General features: G+C 56.8%; 17 protein-coding genes. 14 read left to right on the top strand and 3 right to left on the bottom strand.

Features of this window, described 5'->3' with window-relative positions:
- Nucleotides 1–15: 15 nt before the first annotated feature.
- From HKK55_RS00380 to HKK55_RS00390, 3 genes are read left to right on the top strand one after another with little or no spacing between them, the layout of a single operon-like run.
- Nucleotides 16–1,419, top strand: coding sequence for a sodium-dependent transporter (locus HKK55_RS00380; protein WP_169352861.1), 1,404 nt, complete (start codon nt 16–18; stop codon nt 1,417–1,419).
- Between the two features lie 7 nt (nt 1,420–1,426).
- A complete protein-coding gene (locus tag HKK55_RS00385) occupies nt 1,427–1,861 on the top strand; it encodes a type II toxin-antitoxin system RatA family toxin (protein ID WP_155584217.1) in 435 nt (144 codons plus the stop codon).
- On the top strand, nt 1,854–2,168 hold the full coding sequence (locus HKK55_RS00390) for an RnfH family protein (RefSeq protein WP_169352862.1): 315 nt from the start codon (nt 1,854–1,856) through the stop codon (nt 2,166–2,168). Before HKK55_RS00385 ends, HKK55_RS00390 begins: the two co-directional genes overlap by 8 nt.
- A 63-nt stretch (nt 2,169–2,231) precedes the next feature.
- On the opposite strand, the gene HKK55_RS00395 is transcribed toward HKK55_RS00390, so the two are convergent.
- Nucleotides 2,232–2,759 carry an outer membrane protein assembly factor BamE gene (locus tag HKK55_RS00395; RefSeq protein ID WP_169352863.1) on the bottom strand — a complete coding sequence of 176 codons (528 nt, stop codon included), beginning with the start codon at nt 2,757–2,759 and terminating at the stop codon, nt 2,232–2,234.
- 98 nt (nt 2,760–2,857) lie between these two features.
- On the opposite strand from HKK55_RS00395, the gene fur reads away from it, so the two are divergent.
- Nucleotides 2,858–3,262 (top strand): ferric iron uptake transcriptional regulator, encoded by a 405-nt coding sequence (fur, locus tag HKK55_RS00400; RefSeq protein WP_010174299.1) that lies wholly within the window; start codon nt 2,858–2,860, stop codon nt 3,260–3,262.
- Between the two features lie 81 nt (nt 3,263–3,343).
- Here the strand turns inward: fur and recN are convergent, their stop codons facing one another.
- Nucleotides 3,344–5,032 carry a DNA repair protein RecN gene (recN, locus tag HKK55_RS00405; protein ID WP_169352864.1) on the bottom strand — a complete coding sequence of 563 codons (1,689 nt, stop codon included), beginning with the start codon at nt 5,030–5,032 and terminating at the stop codon, nt 3,344–3,346.
- 253 nt (nt 5,033–5,285) lie between these two features.
- Between recN and grpE the strand changes: the two genes are divergently transcribed.
- From grpE to HKK55_RS00445, 8 genes are all read left to right on the top strand, one after another.
- Entirely contained in the window at nt 5,286–5,855 is a 570-nt protein-coding gene (gene grpE, locus HKK55_RS00410) for a nucleotide exchange factor GrpE (RefSeq protein WP_169352865.1), read from the top strand.
- A gap of 101 nt (nt 5,856–5,956) precedes the next feature.
- Nucleotides 5,957–7,873, top strand: a complete 1,917-nt coding sequence (gene dnaK / locus HKK55_RS00415) for a molecular chaperone DnaK (protein WP_169352866.1) — start codon at nt 5,957–5,959, stop codon at nt 7,871–7,873.
- Between the two features lie 315 nt (nt 7,874–8,188).
- Entirely contained in the window at nt 8,189–9,313 is a 1,125-nt protein-coding gene (gene dnaJ, locus HKK55_RS00420; protein WP_010174305.1) for a molecular chaperone DnaJ, read from the top strand.
- 10 nt (nt 9,314–9,323) lie between these two features.
- Nucleotides 9,324–10,130: a 4-hydroxy-tetrahydrodipicolinate reductase gene (gene dapB, locus HKK55_RS00425; RefSeq protein ID WP_169352867.1), complete on the top strand. Its 807-nt coding sequence runs from the start codon at nt 9,324–9,326 to the stop codon at nt 10,128–10,130.
- A 259-nt stretch (nt 10,131–10,389) separates the two neighbouring features.
- Nucleotides 10,390–11,526, top strand: a complete 1,137-nt coding sequence (carA, locus tag HKK55_RS00430; protein WP_169352868.1) for a glutamine-hydrolyzing carbamoyl-phosphate synthase small subunit — start codon at nt 10,390–10,392, stop codon at nt 11,524–11,526.
- A 104-nt stretch (nt 11,527–11,630) separates the two neighbouring features.
- Nucleotides 11,631–14,852: a carbamoyl-phosphate synthase large subunit gene (gene carB / locus HKK55_RS00435; protein ID WP_169352869.1), complete on the top strand. Its 3,222-nt coding sequence runs from the start codon at nt 11,631–11,633 to the stop codon at nt 14,850–14,852.
- A complete protein-coding gene (greA, locus tag HKK55_RS00440) occupies nt 14,849–15,325 on the top strand; it encodes a transcription elongation factor GreA (protein WP_169352870.1) in 477 nt (158 codons plus the stop codon). Before carB ends, greA begins: the two co-directional genes overlap by 4 nt.
- 28 nt (nt 15,326–15,353) lie before the next feature.
- Nucleotides 15,354–15,758 (top strand): MFS transporter, encoded by a 405-nt coding sequence (locus HKK55_RS00445; RefSeq protein ID WP_169352871.1) that lies wholly within the window; start codon nt 15,354–15,356, stop codon nt 15,756–15,758.
- A 9-nt stretch (nt 15,759–15,767) separates the two neighbouring features.
- On the opposite strand, the gene HKK55_RS00450 is transcribed toward HKK55_RS00445, so the two are convergent.
- The gene (locus HKK55_RS00450) at nt 15,768–16,076 is read right to left on the bottom strand and encodes a YhbY family RNA-binding protein (RefSeq protein WP_169352872.1); all 309 of its coding nucleotides are present in this window, start codon (nt 16,074–16,076) and stop codon (nt 15,768–15,770) included.
- Nucleotides 16,077–16,181: 105 nt separating this feature from the next.
- Between HKK55_RS00450 and rlmE the strand changes: the two genes are divergently transcribed.
- On the top strand, nt 16,182–16,832 hold the full coding sequence (gene rlmE, locus HKK55_RS00455) for a 23S rRNA (uridine(2552)-2'-O)-methyltransferase RlmE (protein WP_169352873.1): 651 nt from the start codon (nt 16,182–16,184) through the stop codon (nt 16,830–16,832).
- Between the two features lie 200 nt (nt 16,833–17,032).
- Nucleotides 17,033–18,943, top strand: coding sequence for an ATP-dependent zinc metalloprotease FtsH (gene ftsH, locus HKK55_RS00460; protein WP_155584227.1), 1,911 nt, complete (start codon nt 17,033–17,035; stop codon nt 18,941–18,943).
- Nucleotide 18,944 lies beyond the last annotated feature (1 nt).

Consider the following 18,944-nt stretch of genomic DNA (forward strand, 5'->3'; position numbering starts at 1 on the left):
TTGGGCGTGTTAACGATGTCGACGGACAAGGTTTCTGTCCACGGAGGGTGGGCGAGCCGCTGGGTCTTCGTACTCGCTGCCACCGGTTCTGCGGTAGGGTTGGGAAGTATCTGGAAGTTTCCCTACATGGTGGGGATGTATGGCGGTGGGGCGTTTGTCCTGGTGTTTCTGGCGTGCATCGCACTCATCGGCCTGCCAGTCATGTTGGCCGAAACCCTGATTGGCCGGCGTGCCCGGAAAAGTCCGGCGAACGCCTTGAAGGTACTCGCGTTGGAGGCGGGGCATTCTGCGCGTTGGTCTTGGTGGGCCTTTGCCGGAATGATCACTGCGTTGTTGATCCTGTCTTTTTATAGCGTGGTCGGTGGCTGGTCCCTGGACTACATCATCGATATGGGGCGCGGCGATTTTCAGGGGGTAACGTCCGACCAGGTAGGGGCCTACTTCGGCAAGGTCGTAGCGGACCCTTGGCGCCTGACATTCTGGCACACACTCTTCATGGTGCTTTCTGCCGTAGTGATCGCCCGGGGTGTAGTGGCCGGGTTGGAGCGCAGTTTACGGATCATGATGCCGTTGTTGTTCGTAATGTTGCTGGTGCTGCTGGGCTATAGCATGACCACCGGGCACTTCATGCAGGGTGTGCATTTCATGTTCGACTTCAATTCCGAGCGCTTGCTCGAGGGATTGTTGCCGGCCATGGGGCATGCATTCTTTTCCCTGAGTGTCGGTGTCGGCTCCATCATGATTTACGGGGCGTATATGCCAAAAGGGGCATCGCTCTCCGGAACAGTGGTGGGCGTGGCGCTGCTGGATACGTTCGTTTCACTGTTGGCGGGGATGGCGCTGTTTCCGATTGTCTTCGCTGCTGGGTTGAGCCCAAGTGAAGGTCCCGGCTTGATGTTTGTCAGCCTGCCATTTGCCTTTGGTAATGTGGCGTTCGGGCAATTGATGGGGGTGGTGTTTTTTGTACTGGTGGCCATTGCAGCTTGGAGTTCGGCAATCTCTTTGCTGGAACCGATGGTCGCGTATCTGGTGGAGCGTACAAAGGTTCGTCGCGCTTGGGTTACCTTCTGGCTGGCTTTCAGTTGTTGGTTTGTTGGTTTGGGAACAGTGTTTTCCTTTAACATCTGGCAGCAGGCCAAGTTTTTCGTGAACGATGATGGTGTCTTTCACCTCTATCAGTGGGGTGCCATCAACGGTCTGGATTTCTTTGGCGTCATTGATTTCTTTACCTCACGAATCATGTTGCCCTTGGGCGGTTTGTGTTTCGTGGTGTTTGCAGGTTGGGTGATGGGGCGCGAAGCGGTTCGGGATGAGCTGTCGATTCGCAGCCCGGTAATGTTCGCCCTGGCTTTCTTCTTGATGCGCTATATAGCGCCTATCGGCATTCTCGTAGTGTTTGCCGCTCAGCTGTGGAAATAACGCTCACATGACGACGCATATTCAACGTTCGGCCCTGCTGCCCTATCCGGCGCAAGCGCTCTATGACTTGGTCAATGACGTGGCGCGTTATCCGGAATTCTTGCCTTGGTGTTCGTCTGCCGAGGTGCTGGAGAGCAGTGATGAGCACATGCGCGCCAGCCTGGCAGTGGCCAAGGGTGGGCTCAGTCAGCATTTCGTCACACGAAACACCTTGGTGCCAGGCCAATCGATCGAGATGAATCTGGAGGAGGGGCCGTTCACTCAGTTGCACGGTGTCTGGGTATTCAAGCGGCTGAATGACAAGGCCTGCAAGATCAGCCTGGATTTATCGTTTGATTATGCTGGACCTATTGTTCGTGCGACCCTCGGGCCGCTGTTCAATCAGGCGGCCAATACGCTGGTGGATGCGTTCTGTCAGCGGGCCAAGCAACTACATGGCTGAGTCATTGGTCGAGATTGAGGTGGTGTATGCCGATGTGGATCGTCAGGTGCTGCTTGCGTTGTCCGTTGCTCCGGGCTCCAGCCTGAGGGCTGCGGTGCTGGGGGCGGGGATTGCTGCACAGTTTCCGGAACTGGATCTGATGGCTTGCCCTTTGGGGATCTTCGGCAAGGTTGTGGCAGATGCGGATGTCCGTGCGGTGCAAGCTGGAGATCGTATCGAGATTTACCGCCCATTGCTGGCTGATCCCAAGGAAGTTCGCCGACTACGTGCCGCCAAGGCTGCCAAGGCGAAGCAGCAGAACTCTTGATTTGATGAAGTTGCAGACAACAAAAAGCCCGGCATGCCGGGCTTTTTGTTGTGCGTTACAAACTTATTGCGGGCTGGCGTCCAGAGGTTCTGGAGTCGGGACCGGAACGGTTTGTACGCCGTCGACGTCTTTCTGGATCTGGTCCAGCAAGGAGCCTGGCTTGGCTGGCTCCTCGGACTTGGGCTTCTCGACGTTCTGCGCAGGCGCAGTGACGTTGGTGCCGTTGTCCTTGCCCATCAAGGCTTCATCACGGCTTACGCCTGGCATGAAGTCACCCGACAGGCTGACGAGCTGGTCATTGCCATTGAAGATGACACTGACGCGCTCCTGTTGGCGTTCACCGCCGCCAGGCTGGATGCTATAGAGATAATCCCAGCGATCGGCATGGAATGTGTCGGTCAGCAGGGGGTTACCCATGATAAACCGTACTTGCCGTCGGGTCATTCCCGGGCGTAACTGGTCTATCATGTCCTGCGTGACGACATTGCCCTGCTGGATGTCGATTTTGTAAACCCCGGGGAATGAACAACCGGCGAGTGCGAGCAGTCCCACAAAGGTGAAACTGGTTAGCAAGAGCTTGGTGTTTTGCATCGGTGGGCGACTTCCACTATCTTGGCTGGGACAACGTAAACGCCGATCATACCCGTATTAAGAGAAGCTGCGAAGCAGCATCCGCGAGAAAGCTAACCATGGTTGAAAATAGCGAACTACGCAAAGCCGGTCTTAAAGTGACTCTGCCACGGGTCAAGATTCTACAAATGCTCGATTCTGCTGAGCAGCGCCATATGAGTGCCGAGGATGTATACAAGGCACTCATGGAGTCTAACGAGGACGTCGGCCTGGCCACGGTTTACCGTGTACTGACCCAGTTTGAAGCCGCAGGGCTGGTGGTTCGTCATAATTTCGACGGCGGTCATGCAGTATTCGAACTGGCCGATAGCGGCCACCACGACCATATGGTCGATGTGGAAACTGGCGAGGTTGTTGAATTCGTCAGCCCGGAAATCGAGAAGCTGCAGAAGGCTATCGCCGAAGAGCACGGGGTCGAATTGGTGGATCACAATTTGGTTCTGTACATACGTAAGAAAAAGTAAGAAAGCTACGCAGATTCGCTCTGCGAAACGATCGAAGGCGACCTTAGGGTCGCCTTCGTGCTTTCTATTGAGCGGAAATTGTCAGTGAGTGGTGGCTAAGACCTTCGCGGTTACCACCATTTTCTTCGCGTGAGCCAGGGATTCCTTGGTCAGATCAATACCGCCCAGCATGCGTGCCACCTCTTCAATCCTTTCGGTTTTGTTCAGCTTGGACACGGCCGTATGGGTTGCATCGTTGCCTCGAACCTTATGGACAAACAGGTGCTGATGTCCCTGTGCGGCCACTTGTGGCAAGTGGGTGACGGTCAGCACCTGTCCGCGTTCCCCCAAGCGGCGCAACAGTTGACCCACAATTTCCGCCGTTGGGCCGCCAATACCCACGTCTACTTCATCGAATACCAGCGTTGGTACCCGTGAGGTCTGGGCGGTAATGACCTGGATCGCCAGGCTGATCCGCGACAGCTCGCCGCCGGAGGCTACTTTCGCCAATGCCTTGAGTGGTTGGCCGGGGTTGGCACTGACCAGCAGTTCTACTTGCTCCAGGCCATTGGGTAATAGCTCATTGCTGCTGTTGGGATGCAACTCGATGGTGAAGCGTCCACCCGGCATGCCCAATCGTTGGATTTCCTGCTCCACGGCGCTGGCCAAACTGGTCGCCGCTTGTTGGCGCAAATCACTTAGCTGACGAGCCTTTTCCTGATAATGGCGTGCGAAGGAGGCCAGCTCCTCCCCCAGTCGCTCGATGGATTCGTCGTTGGCATCCAGGGTTTCGATTTCATCCAGCAGCTTCTGCTGCATTGTTGCGACTTCGGTCGGCTGGATACGATGTTTGCGTGCCAGCGTATAGATAGTGTCTAGCCGCTCTTCTATCTCTTGCAGGCGCGCAGGATCGGCATCGAAGTGGTCAAGGAATCGATTCAGTTCACCCACCGCCTCTTCCACCTGAATCTGTGCGCTGGTCAGCAGGGTGGTGGCTTCATTTAGCGAACCTGAGGCGTTGTTCACGCTGGACAGGCGATTGAGGCTGGCAGTCAGTGCGTTGAGTACATTGCCTGAATCACTTTCGCTGCACTGTTCCACCACCTGGCGGCAGATGCCCAGTAGGGTTTCAGCGTTGGTCAGGTTCTTATGTTCCTGCTCCAGTTGCTCCAGTTCGGTCTCGCCCAGCCCCAGGCTTTCCAGTTCTTCCAGCTGGTAACTGAGCAATTGGTGGCGGGCGCGCTGCTCGTCGCCGGAATTGGAAAGGCGCTCCAGCTCCTGACGGGTCTGGCGCCAGCGCTGCGCGGCCAATTGCACTTGGCGCGCGAGGTCGGTGGCGCCGGCGTATTCGTCGAGCAGACGACGATGAGTATCGGTTTTCAGCAGGGACTGGTGTTCATGCTGGCTGTGGATGTCGATCAGCAGTTCGCCCAAGGCTTTCAAGTCGCCGAGGGGGCAGGGTGTGCCATTGATGTAGCCGCGCGACCGGCCTTCAGCGGTGATGACGCGGCGCAGGATGCACGGGCCGTCATTATTAAGGTCGCGCTCGGCAAGCCAGGCCTCGGCTTCGGGGATGTCCGCGAGGTCGAAGGTAGCGAGAATATCGGCCTTGTCGGCACCGGGGCGAACGACTCCGTTGTCGGCGCGATCACCCAGGGTCAGGCCGAGAGCGTCGAGCATAATCGACTTGCCGGCGCCGGTTTCGCCTGTGATTACGCTCATCCCGCGATCCAGCTCAAGATCCAGATGTTCGACGATGGCGTAGTTATGTACGGACAGGTGCACCAGCATGACGGCCGCTCCCAGGCTTTAGGTCTGGTTATTTATACAGTGTTTTGTTTGGCGCTGACAATCCTGACGCTTAGCTCGATTTGCTTGATCTACTTATTTTTTTAGCGCGAAGAGGAATGAGTCGTGGGAATTAATCTGAGGCAAGTGAAAGACTTTTGGTAACGCTCGTGCCCTTGAACCTGAAAATTGTGGCCCCATATACCGGAACAGAAGCGCGAGTCGAGTTCGCGCATGATTTTGAAAGGAGAAATCTATGGCTGACGAACAGACGCAGGATACGCAAAATCCAGACGCCAATCAGGCCTCGCCAGCAGCAGGTGAAGACCTGGTGGCTCGTGTACAAGTGCTCGAAGAGCAATTGGCAGGCGCGCAGGATCAGGCTTTGCGTGTTGCCGCCGATCTGCAGAACGTCCGCCGCCGTGCCGAGCAGGATGTAGAAAAAGCCCACAAATTTGCGCTGGAAAAATTTGCCGGTGATCTGTTGCCGATCATCGACAGCCTTGAGCGTGGCCTTGAGTTGTCCAACCCGGACGACGAAAACATCCGCCCAATGCGCGAAGGGATCGAGCTGACGCTGAAAATGTTCCAGGACACCCTGAAGCGTTATCAGCTGGAAGCTATCGATCCACAAGGCGGCGAGCCGTTCAGCGCCGAGCATCACCAGGCGATGGCGATGCAGGAAAGTGCTGATCTTGAGCCGAACAGCGTGCTGAAAGTGTTTCAGAAGGGGTATCAGCTCAATGGTCGCTTGTTGCGTCCAGCGATGGTGGTGGTGAGCAAGGCTCCTGTATCCGTCGCCCCTTCGATTGACGAGCAGGCTTGAAATCGGTCGCAAGGCCCCCATCTATAAGTCAAGCGTTTAAGTGCTACCGCAGTTAGCCACCACTGCTGCGGCAACAAAATCCAAGTTTCGGGAGAGTTAACATGGGCAAAATTATCGGTATCGACCTGGGGACTACCAACTCCTGCGTCTCCGTGCTGGAAAACGGCGTAGCTAAAGTTATTGAAAACGCCGAAGGCGCGCGCACCACTCCGTCCATCGTGGCTTATGCCAACGACGGCGAAATCCTGGTGGGCCAGTCCGCCAAGCGTCAAGCTGTGACCAATCCGCATAACACCCTGTACGCGGTGAAGCGTCTGATCGGTCGTAAGTTCGACGAAGAAGTCGTACAGAAAGACATCAAGATGGTCCCTTACAAAATCGCCAAGGCTGACAACGGTGACGCCTGGGTTGAAGTAAACGGCCAGAAAATGTCGCCGCCGCAAATCTCGGCTGAAATCTTGAAAAAGATGAAGAAAACCGCCGAAGACTACCTCGGTGAAGCAGTGACCGAAGCGGTGATCACCGTTCCGGCCTACTTCAACGACAGCCAGCGCCAGGCGACCAAAGACGCCGGCCGTATTGCTGGCCTGGACGTGAAACGTATCATCAACGAACCAACCGCAGCCGCTCTGGCCTACGGTATGGATAAGGCCAAGGGCGACCACACCGTGATCGTTTACGACCTGGGTGGCGGTACTTTCGACGTTTCCGTGATCGAAATCGCTGAAGTCGATGGCGAGCACCAGTTCGAAGTGTTGGCCACCAACGGTGACACGTTCCTGGGTGGTGAAGACTTTGATATTCGTCTGATCGACTACCTCGTTGACGAATTCAAGAAAGAAAGCGGCATGAACCTCAAGGGTGACCCGCTGGCGATGCAGCGCCTGAAAGAAGCCGCTGAGAAAGCCAAGATCGAACTGTCTTCGAGCAATTCGACCGACGTGAACCTGCCGTACATCACAGCAGACGCCACCGGTCCTAAGCACTTGAACGTGAAAATTTCCCGCGCCAAGCTGGAAGCGCTGGTAGAAGACCTGGTTCAACGCACTATCGAGCCTTGCCGCATCGCGCTGAAAGACTCGGGTATCGACGTTGGTTCGATCAACGACGTGATCCTGGTAGGCGGTCAGACCCGTATGCCACTGGTTCAGAAGCTGGTCACCGAGTTCTTCGGTAAAGAAGCGCGTAAAGACGTCAACCCGGACGAAGCAGTTGCCATGGGTGCTGCCATTCAGGGCGCGGTATTGGCCGGCGACGTGAAAGACGTGCTGCTGCTGGACGTAAGCCCGCTGACTCTGGGTATCGAAACCATGGGCGGCGTGATGACTGCGCTGATCGAGAAAAACACCACGATTCCTACCAAGAAATCGCAAGTGTTCTCGACTGCCGACGACAATCAGGGCGCTGTGACCATTCACGTGCTGCAAGGTGAGCGTAAGCAAGCCGGTCAGAACAAGTCCCTGGGCAAGTTCGACCTGGCCGAGATTCCACCAGCACCACGTGGCGTGCCACAAATTGAAGTGACCTTCGACATCGACGCCAACGGTATCCTGCACGTAGGCGCTAAAGACAAGGCCACTGGCAAGACTCAGTCGATCGTGATCAAGGCTAACTCGGGTCTGTCCGAGGAAGAAATTCAGCAGATGATCCGTGATGCTGAAGCCAATGCTGACGAAGATCGCAAGTTCGAAGAGCTGGCCGCTGCCCGTAACCAGGGTGATGCACTGGTTCACTCGACTCGCAAAATGGTCGCTGACGCTGGCGACAAAGTGACTGCCGAAGAGAAAACTGCAATCGAAGCAGCAGTAGTTGCCCTGGAAGCCGCTGTTAAAGGCGACGACAAGGCCGCTATCGAAGCGAAGGTTGAAGAGCTGTCGAAAGTCTCTGCGCCAATCGCTCAGAAAATGTATGCCGAACAAGGCCAGCCGGCTGAGGGTGCTGCACACCAGGCAGAACCTGAAGCCAAGCACGACGATGTTGTCGATGCTGAGTTCGAAGAAGTTAAAGACCAGAAGTAACTTGGTCGCCCGGTTGACCGCTCACAAGCGGTGACTGGTAGGATGTCGCCGCGCGGGAGCTTGCTCCCGCGTTGGCGTGTCTGGGGTAAGCGAATTTTTACAGCATGCGACAACGCTCGGATGCTGGCGGTGTGATCGGGAATGCTCCTGCTTTCCGAGCGACGGTACCGCGTTTTTAGCTGGGTCTCGGCTGAAAGCAGTAAAGACCAGGATCGTTGAATTGACGTGAGTTGGGTCCGGGCCTGTATTGGGGCTCAACGAGTTTGGCAAGGCTCAGGAGGGTTTTGCCGAACGTCCTTAAGAGTGCAAAGACTTATGGCAAAGCGTGACTATTACGAAGTATTGGGTGTGGAGCGCGGCTCCAGCGAGGCGGACCTGAAAAAGGCCTACCGTCGCTTAGCGATGAAGCACCACCCGGACCGTAATCCGGATAACAAAGAATCCGAAGATTTGTTCAAAGAGGCCAATGAAGCCTACGAATGCCTGTGTGATCCGAACAAGCGGGCGGCCTACGATCAGTATGGCCACGCGGGTGTCGATCCAAGCATGGGCGGTGGTGGTGCCGGTTTCGGTGGTCAGAACTTCTCCGATATTTTCGGCGACGTGTTCAGCGACTTCTTTGGTGGCGGCCGCGGTGGCCAGCGTGGCGGTGCCCAGCGTGGCAGCGACTTGCGCTATACCCTGGAGCTGAATCTTGAAGAGGCGGTGCGTGGCACCAGCGTCAATATTCGCGTTCCGACGCTGGTCAACTGCAAGCCGTGTGATGGTTCGGGCGCCAAGAAAGGTTCCTCGCCGATCACTTGCCCGACCTGTGGCGGTATTGGCCAGGTACGCATGCAGCAAGGCTTCTTCTCGGTGCAGCAAACCTGCCCGCGCTGCCATGGCCAAGGCAAGATTATTTCCGATCCGTGCGACTCCTGCCACGGCGAAGGGCGCGTCGAAGAGTACAAGACCCTCTCGGTGAAAGTGCCGGCGGGTGTTGATACCGGCGACCGCATTCGTCTGTCGGGTGAGGGCGAGGCGGGGACTCAGGGCGGTCCTACGGGCGACCTGTACGTGGTGATCAACGTGCGTGAGCACTCGATCTTCCAGCGCGACGGCAAGCATCTGTTCTGTGAAGTACCGATCAGCTTTGTCGATGCGGCCTTGGGTGGCGAGCTGGAGATTCCGACGCTGGATGGTCGGGTCAAGCTCAAGATCCCTGAGGGGACGCAGACCGGCAAGCAGTTCCGTATCCGTGGCAAGGGCGTTGCACCAGTACGCGGTGGCGGTGCTGGCGACTTGATGTGTCGTGTGGCGGTAGAGACTCCGGTGAACCTGGGTCGTCGTCAGCGCGAACTGTTGGAAGAGTTCCGCAGCTCCCTGGCAGGCGATGACACCCATTCGCCAAAAACCACCGGCTGGTTCGAAGGCGTGAAGCGCTTCTTCGGCGACCTGTAAGGAAGTGAGTATGCGACGTATCGCGGTGATGGGCGCTGCCGGGCGCATGGGCAAGACCCTGGTCGAAGCAGTGCAGCAGCGTTCGCCGGCCTCCGGGCTGACGGCGGCGATTGTTCGTCCTGGCAGCACCTTGATTGGTGCGGACGCTGGTGAGTTGGCGTCCCTGGGGCGGATTGGCGTTTCGTTGTCCGGCAATCTGGAGCAGGTCGCTGACGAGTTCGACGTGCTGATCGACTTCACTCTGCCCGAAGTGATGCTGAAAAACCTGGCGTTCTGCCGCAAGGCGGGCAAGGCCATGGTGATCGGTACTACTGGCTTGAGTGCAGAACAGAAGCAACTGCTGGTCGAGGCGGGCAAGGATATTCCGATCGTGTTCGCGGCCAACTTCAGTGTCGGCGTCAATCTGTCGCTGAAATTGCTCGATATGGCGGCGCGCGTCCTGGGGGATGAGGCTGATATCGAGATCATCGAGACTCATCATCGGCACAAGATTGATGCGCCGTCCGGTACAGCGCTGCGTATGGGCGAGGCGATTGCCGATGCCCTTGGGCGAGATCTTTCGAAAGTGGCGGTGTATGGCCGTGAGGGTCATACCGGTACCCGTGCTCGCGACACTATCGGTTTTGCCACCGTTCGCGGTGGTGATGTGGTGGGTGATCACACGGTGCTGTTCGCGACCGAAGGTGAACGTCTTGAAATCACGCATAAGGCGTCCAGTCGCATGACCTTCGCCAAGGGCGCGGTGCGTGCGGCGCTGTGGTTGGACGGTCGTGAGCCTGGCCTCTACGACATGCGCGACGTGCTCGATCTGCATTAAGAAGTAGCTAAAACGGGGTCTAGGCTTTAACCTTGGGCCCTGTTTTTACCCGCTAAGCGACGTCCTGTCGCATTCCCCTGCCTTTAAGGCTCTTTAGCGGTGGACCAAAAAAGCCTTTTTCTGTAAGCTACAGCTTTAGTGTGTCCACTAAAAGCGCGCAGAATAATTCGGTGAAGAAGCGGGGTGACGTGTCCATACGTCACTCCGCTTTTTTACAACCTGCGATCGCCCTTTCAGGCTTTATTTACGGGAGGTCTTCTTGACTAAGCCAGCCATACTCGCCCTTGCTGATGGCAGCATTTTTCGCGGCGAAGCCATTGGAGCCGACGGTCAGACCGTTGGAGAGGTGGTGTTCAACACCGCCATGACCGGCTATCAGGAAATCCTTACCGATCCTTCCTACGCCCAACAGATCGTTACCCTGACCTATCCGCACATCGGCAACACCGGTACTACACCGGAAGACGTCGAGTCTGATCGTGTCTGGTCCGCGGGTCTGGTGATTCGTGACCTGCCACTGGTTGCGAGCAACTGGCGTAACACGATGTCCCTGTCCGATTACCTGAAAGCCAACAACGTTGTGGCGATCGCCGGTATCGACACGCGCCGCCTGACACGCATCCTGCGTGAAAAAGGCTCGCAGAACGGCTGCATCATGGCCGGTGACAACATTTCCGAAGCAGCGGCGATTGCAGCGGCCCAAGGTTTTCCTGGCCTGAAAGGCATGGACCTGGCAAAAGTCGTCAGCACCAAGGAGCAGTACGAGTGGCGCTCCACTGTCTGGGACTTGAAGACCGACAGCCACGCGACCATCGAGGCCGCTGATCTGCCTTACCACGTCGTGGCCTACGACTACGGCATCAAGTACAACATTCTGCGCATGCTGGTCGAGCGCGGTTGCCGCGTGACTGTAGTGCCGGCACAAACCCCAGCCAACGATGTGCTGGCCCTGCAGCCAGACGGCGTGTTCCTGTCCAACGGCCCAGGTGATCCTGAGCCTTGCGACTACGCCATCCAGGCTATCAAGGACGTGCTGGAAACCGAGATTCCGGTATTCGGTATCTGCCTCGGTCACCAACTGCTGGCACTGGCCTCCGGCGCCAAGACCCTGAAAATGGGCCACGGCCACCACGGTGCCAACCACCCGGTGCAGGACCTGGACACTGGCGTGGTGATGATCACCAGCCAGAACCACGGTTTTGCGGTGGATGAAGCGACTCTGCCGGGCAATGTCCGGGCGATTCACAAGTCGCTGTTTGACGGTTCCCTGCAAGGCATCGAGCGCACCGATAAGAGTGCGTTCAGCTTCCAGGGCCACCCTGAAGCAAGCCCGGGCCCGAACGACGTAGCGCCGCTGTTCGACCGTTTCATCAATGAGATGGCCAAGCGACGCTGAGTAAGCGGCCTGAAGGTGGCCCCGAAAATCGGCGGTCCCTCAGGCTCTTCAAAGATTGTTCAAGACGGCTTGCCGACTGACCTGCGGATTTGAGTGACAAACCCATGCCAAAACGTACAGACATAAAAAGCATCCTGATTCTCGGCGCTGGCCCGATCGTGATCGGCCAGGCCTGCGAATTCGACTACTCCGGCGCCCAGGCCTGTAAGGCTCTGCGCGAAGAGGGTTACCGCGTCATCCTAGTGAACTCCAACCCGGCCACCATCATGACCGACCCGGACATGGCCGACGCCACCTATATCGAGCCGATCAAGTGGCAGACCGTTGCCAAGATCATCGAAAAAGAGCGTCCGGACGCGCTGTTGCCAACCATGGGTGGCCAGACCGCCCTGAACTGCGCACTGGACCTGGAGCGCGAAGGCGTTCTGGAGAAGTTCGGCGTAGAGATGATCGGCGCCAATGCTGACACCATTGATAAGGCGGAAGACCGTTCGCGTTTCGACAAGGCGATGAAGTCCATCGGTCTGGATTGCCCGCGCTCGGGTATTGCCCACAGCATGGAAGAGGCCAATCTGGTCCTCGAGAAGCTTGGTTTTCCGTGCATCATCCGTCCATCCTTCACCATGGGCGGCACCGGTGGTGGTATCGCTTACAATCGTGAAGAGTTCGAAGAAATCTGCGCCCGTGGTCTGGACCTGTCGCCGACCAAAGAGCTGCTGATCGACGAATCCCTGATCGGCTGGAAAGAATATGAGATGGAGGTTGTCCGCGATAAGAAGGACAACTGCATCATCGTCTGCTCCATCGAAAACTTTGACCCAATGGGCGTGCACACCGGTGACTCGATCACTGTTGCGCCAGCACAGACCCTGACGGACAAGGAATACCAGATCATGCGTAACGCCTCCCTGGCGGTACTGCGTGAGATCGGCGTGGAAACCGGCGGCTCCAACGTCCAGTTCGGCATCTGCCCGGACACTGGCCGCATGGTTGTGATCGAGATGAACCCGCGTGTATCGCGTTCTTCGGCGCTGGCATCGAAAGCTACCGGCTTCCCGATTGCGCGCATCGCTGCCAAGCTGGCGATCGGTTACACCTTGGACGAACTGCAAAACGAAATCACTGGCGGCGCAACGCCGGCATCCTTCGAGCCGTCGATCGACTACGTCGTCACTAAGCTGCCACGCTTCGCTTTCGAGAAATTCCCGAAAGCCGACGCTCGCCTGACCACTCAGATGAAGTCGGTCGGTGAAGTCATGGCTATCGGCCGGACCTTCCAGGAGTCCCTGCAGAAAGCGCTGCGTGGCCTGGAAGTGGGTGTTTGCGGTCTGGACGAGAAACTCGACCTGAGCAACCCGGAAAGCATGAGCGTGCTCAAGCGCGAGCTGACCGTGCCGGGTGCCGAGCGTATCTGGTACGTGGCCGATGCTTTCCGCGCCGGCATGACCGTCGAAGACATCTTCGGCATGAATATGATCGACCCGTGGTTCCTGGTGCAGATCGAAGATCTGATCAAGGAAGAAGAGAAGGTCAAGACCCTCGGTCTGTCCTCTATCGACCGCGACCTGATGTTCCGCCTCAAGCGCAAAGGCTTCTCTGACATGCGCCTGGCCAAGCTGCTGGGTGTGACCGAGAAGAACCTGCGCACCCATCGCCACAAGCTGGATATCTTCCCAGTCTACAAGCGTGTTGATACCTGTGCGGCCGAGTTCGCAACCGATACCGCGTATATGTACTCCACCTACGAGGAAGAGTGCGAAGCCGCGCCGTCGGGCCGCGACAAAATCATGATCCTGGGTGGCGGTCCAAACCGTATCGGCCAAGGCATCGAGTTCGATTATTGCTGCGTACACGCCGCTCTCGCCCTGCGCGAAGACGGGTACGAGACCATTATGGTCAACTGCAACCCAGAAACTGTTTCCACTGACTACGACACTTCCGACCGTCTGTACTTCGAGCCGGTAACGCTGGAAGACGTACTGGAAATCTGTCGCGTCGAGAAGCCAAAAGGCGTGATCGTCCAGTACGGCGGCCAAACCCCGTTGAAACTGGCTCGCGCACTCGAAGCCGCTGGCGTACCGATCATCGGTACCAGCCCTGACGCTATCGACCGTGCCGAAGACCGTGAGCGCTTCCAGCAAATGGTTGAGCGCCTGAACCTGCGTCAGCCGCCAAACGCCACCGTGCGCAGCGAAGATGAAGCGATCCGCGCAGCCAGCAAGATTGGTTATCCGCTGGTGGTGCGTCCGTCCTACGTATTGGGCGGCCGGGCGATGGAAATCGTCTACGAAGAAGAAGAACTCAAGCGTTACCTGCGCGATGCAGTGAAAGTGTCCAACGACAGCCCGGTGCTGCTGGACCACTTCCTCAACTGCGCCATCGAGATGGACGTGGATGCGGTTTGCGACGGCACCGACGTCGTGATCGGCGCGATCATGCAGCACATCGAACAGGCTGGCGTTCACTCCGGTGATTCCGCTTGTTCATTGCCGCCGTACTCGCTGCCGGTGCACATCCAGAACGAAATGCGTGAGCAGGTCAAGAAAATGGCCCTGGAGTTGGGTGTGGTTGGCCTGATGAACGTACAGTTGGCGCTGCAAGGCGAAGACATCTACGTTATCGAAGTCAACCCGCGCGCTTCCCGCACCGTACCTTTCGTTTCCAAGTGCATCGGTGTTTCCTTGGCGATGATTGCCGCCCGTGTGATGGCCGGTAAGACCCTGAAGGAAATCGGCTTCACCAAGGAAATCATTCCGAACTTTTACAGCGTGAAAGAGGCGGTGTTCCCATTCGCCAAATTCCCTGGTGTGGATCCGATCCTGGGCCCAGAGATGAAGTCCACCGGTGAAGTGATGGGTGTGGGCGATACCTTCGGTGAAGCATTCGCCAAGGCTCAGATGGGTGCCAGCGAAGTGTTGCCAACCGGCGGTACTGCCTTCATCAGTGTGCGTGATGATGACAAACCACTGGTTGCAGGCGTGGCCCGTGATCTGATCAACTTGGGCTTCGAAATCGTGGCTACTGCCGGGACCGCCAAGCTGATTGAGGCTGCCGGTCTGAAAGTGCGTCGCGTAAACAAGGTGACGGAAGGTCGTCCGCATGTGGTCGACATGATCAAGAATGACGAAGTCACCCTGATCATCAACACCACTGAAGGTCGCCAGTCGATCGCGGACTCGTACTCCATTCGTCGTAACGCCTTGCAGCACAAGATCTACTGCACCACCACTATTGCTGCTGGCGAAGCTATCTGCGAAGCGCTCAAGTTCGGTCCGGAAAAGACCGTGCGTCGCTTGCAGGATCTACACGCAGGATTGAAGGCATGATCAAATACCCAATGACCGTCCAGGGTGCCAAGGCCCTGGAAGAAGAGCACGCTCATCTGACCAAGGTCGTCCGTCCGAAGCTCAGCCAGGATATCGGTACGGCCCGCGAGTTGGGTGATTTGAAGGAAAACGCCGAATACCACGCTGCTCGTGAGCAGCAGGGTATGGTCGAGGCGCGGATCCGTGATATCGAAGGCCGTATGCAGAATGCGGTGATCATCGACGTCACGACTATCCCGAAAACCGGCAAGGTGATTTTCGGTACCACCGTGGAAATCGCCAACGTCGAGACCGACGAAAGCGTGATTTATCACATCGTGGGCGAGGACGAGGCTGACTTCAAACTCGGCAAGATCTCCGTCGGTTCGCCGCTGGCCCGTGCCTTGATTGCCAAGGAAGAGGGGGATGTGGTGGCCGTCAAGACGCCTGGTGGCGTGATTGAGTACGAGATTGTCGAAGTTCGTCACATCTGAAAGACGGCGCCCGCTACGTGCGGGCGCCATGCTTTGGCAGTTTGCCCAGATGCTCTGGGTTGGCGGCCTATGGCTGTTGCACATTGGCGTGCTACCGGCGCTGGGCCTGATTGGCCTGGCTCCGTTGCTGATCGATGAGATCGGCGGATTATTGAGTGCGTTGCTGGTAGGTTTTGCGGCGGCGTGCGTGACGCTTCAGGCACTGGTACTAATCAAGGCCGAAGGCTTGGGGAGTTTGTGGCGGGATATTCGCGGGCAACTGCTGTTGATGGCGCTGTATGCCTGCGCAATGTACTGCGTGGTACGCATCTGGCTGCCGGAGGCGTTGCGCTGGCAGCTATTCAGCTATCTTGTGCTAGGGTTCTCCGGCCTGGTGTTGGTTGTGCAACCCGCGCCAGGATGGAGTGGCAGGGCGCGCGAAGCACGCCCGTGACCCTTGTAATCATTTGAAGCGATGAACGTTCGACAGTTGCTTGTTGACGCTGAAATTCTTGCGATACAGCAGCGCCATCTTGCCAATGACCTGAACCAGATCTGCCTTACCGACCTTGCAGAGTTCTGCAATGGCCGCAAGGCGCGACTCGCGATCAAGGATGTTGACCTTGATCTTGATCAGTTCGTGATCGCTCAATGCGCGTTCAAGTTCGGCTAACACACCTTCAGTCAAACCGTTGTCAGCCACAATCAAAACTGGTTTCAGATGGTGGCCAATGGATTTGTACTGTTTCTTCTGCTCTTGAGTGAGCGGCATAATCTGACCCCTGCGTCTGATCTTGTAAAAAGCGGCGGCCAGTTTACCCGAGCGAGTCCGGGACCGCCCAGTTAATCACGACCCGTTTTATTTTCGAGGTGGCCCGTGGCCCGTTCCAAAACTAGTCTTAAGTGGCTGCAAGAACATTTCAACGACCCTTACGTCAAAATGGCGCAAAAGGATGGCTACCGCTCCCGAGCCAGCTACAAGCTGTTGGAGATCCAGGAAAAGGACAAATTGATCCGTCCTGGCATGAGCGTAATTGATCTTGGCGCAGCCCCGGGTGGCTGGTCCCAGGTGACCAGTCGTCTGATTGGTGGGCAAGGTCGTCTGATCGCTTCCGATATCCTGGAAATGGACAGTATCCCGGACGTGACCTTCGTTCATGGCGATTTTACCCAGGATGCGGTGCTGGCGCAGATCCTCGAGGCCGTTGGAAATTCGCAGGTAGACCTTGTGATTTCCGATATGGCCCCCAATATGAGTGGATTACCAGCTGTAGATATGCCTCGAGCGATGTTTCTTTGTGAGTTGGCATTGGATCTGGCTGGTCGGGTTTTGCGTCCAGGTGGTGATTTTCTGGTCAAGGTCTTCCAGGGTGAAGGTTTCGATGAGTATCACAAGAACATCCGCAAGCTGTTCGACAAGGTGCAGACGCGCAAGCCAGACTCTTCGCGAGACAGGTCTCGCGAGCAGTATTTGCTGGGTCGCGGTTTCCGTGGCATTGAAGGCGCTGCCAGCGAAGAGCGTTTTTGAGGAATTCGACGAAGGCGATAGGTTTTTTTATATCGCTTTCGTCATGAAGCTTTACGAATATTGTGTAGTCAAAGTTTCACAAAGGGTTACAGACGGCGCCTGCCAGAGTTGTAGGTAATGTAGTAAGTTAGGCCGGTGAATATCATGCGAAGCACGCGCCAGTAGCGGAGCTTGCTTCAGAGGGTAGTTAATTGAACGATATGGCAAAGAATCTGATCCTGTGGTTGATCATCGCGGCTGTCCTGGTGACGGTGATGAACAACTTCTCCAGCCCTAATGAGCCGCAGACCCTCAACTATTCCGACTTCATCCAGCAAGTTAAGGATGGCAAGGTCGAGCGCGTAGCCGTGGATGGCTATGTGATTACCGGCAAGCGCAACGATGGCGACAGCTTCAAGACCATTCGTCCGGCAATTCAGGACAATGGCCTGATCGGCGACCTGGTGGATAACCATGTGGTCGTTGAAGGCAAGCAGCCTGAACAGCAAAGCATCTGGACTCAGCTCTTGGTCGCCAGCTTCCCGATTCTGGTGATTATCGCCGTATTCATGTTCTTCATGCGCCAGATGCAAGGTGGTGCGGGTGGCAAGGGCGGGCCGATGAGCTTCGGCAAGAGCAAGGCGCGCCTGCTCTCCGAAGATCAGGTGAAAACTACCCTGGCTGACGTTGCAGGTTGCGACGAAGCCAAGGAAGAAGTGGGCGAGCTGGTTGAGTTCCTGCGTGATCCGGGCAAATTCCAGCGCCTGGGCGGTCGTATTCCTCGCGGCGTTCTGATGGTTGGCCCTCCAGGTACCGGTAAGACCCTGCTGGCCAAGGCCATTGCTGGCGAAGCCAAAGTCCCCTTCTTCACCATTTCCGGTTCCGATTTCGTCGAGATGTTCGTCGGTGTCGGTGCCAGCCGTGTTCGCGATATGTTTGAACAGGCCAAAAAACACGCGCCCTGCATCATTTTCATCGATGAAATCGACGCCGTTGGTCGCCATCGTGGCGCCGGCATGGGTGGTGGTCATGATGAGCGTGAGCAGACCCTCAACCAATTGCTGGTTGAGATGGATGGCTTTGAAATGAACGATGGCATCATCGTGATTGCCGCTACTAACCGTCCTGACGTACTTGACCCGGCGTTGCTGCGTCCGGGCCGTTTCGACCGTCAGGTTGTGGTTGGCCTGCCGGACATCCGTGGTCGCGAACAGATCCTGAAAGTACACATGCGCAAAGTGCCAATGGGCGACGACGTGGCTCCGGCCGTGATTGCTCGTGGTACTCCGGGCTTCTCCGGTGCTGACTTGGCCAACCTGGTGAACGAGGCGTCGCTGTTTGCCGCTCGTACCGGCAAGCGTATCGTTGAGATGAAAGAGTTCGAGCTGGCAAAAGACAAGATCATGATGGGCGCTGAGCGCAAGTCCATGGTCATGTCCGAAAAAGAGAAGCAGAACACCGCTTATCACGAAGCCGGTCACGCCATTGTCGGTCGCGTTGTGCCTGAGCATGACCCGGTTTACAAGGTGTCGATCATTCCTCGTGGTCGTGCGCTGGGTGTCACCATGTTCCTGCCGGAAGAGGATCGCTACAGCCTCTCCAAGCGTGCCTTGATCAGCCAGATTTGCTCGCTGTATGGCGGCCGTATTGCTGAAGAGATGACCTTGGGCTTTGACGGCGTGACCACCGGCGCATCCAACGACATCATGCGCGCCAGCCAGATTGCACGAAACATGGTGACCAAGTGGGGTCTGTCGGAAAAACTCGGTCCTCTGATGTACGCCGAAGAGGAAGGCGAAGTATTCCTGGGTCGTGGGGGTGGCGGTCAAGGTGCCAGCTTCTCTGGTGAGACAGCCAAGCTGATTGACTCCGAAGTGCGCAGCATCATTGATCAGTGCTATGGCACGGCTAAGCAGATCCTTACAGATAACCGCGACAAGCTCGATGCAATGGCTGACGCCTTGATGAAGTACGAGACCATTGATGCCGAACAGATCGACGACATCATGGCTGGTCGCACTCCACGCGAGCCTCGCGATTGGGAAGGTGGCTCGGGTACTTCGGGAACTCCTCCAGTGGTAGAGAGCGAGCGCCCCGAAACCCCGATCGGCGGCCCGGCGGCCGACCATTAAG

This window comes from Pseudomonas sp. ADAK18, from assembly GCF_012935695.1.
Taxonomy (GTDB): Bacteria; Pseudomonadota; Gammaproteobacteria; order Pseudomonadales; family Pseudomonadaceae; genus Aquipseudomonas.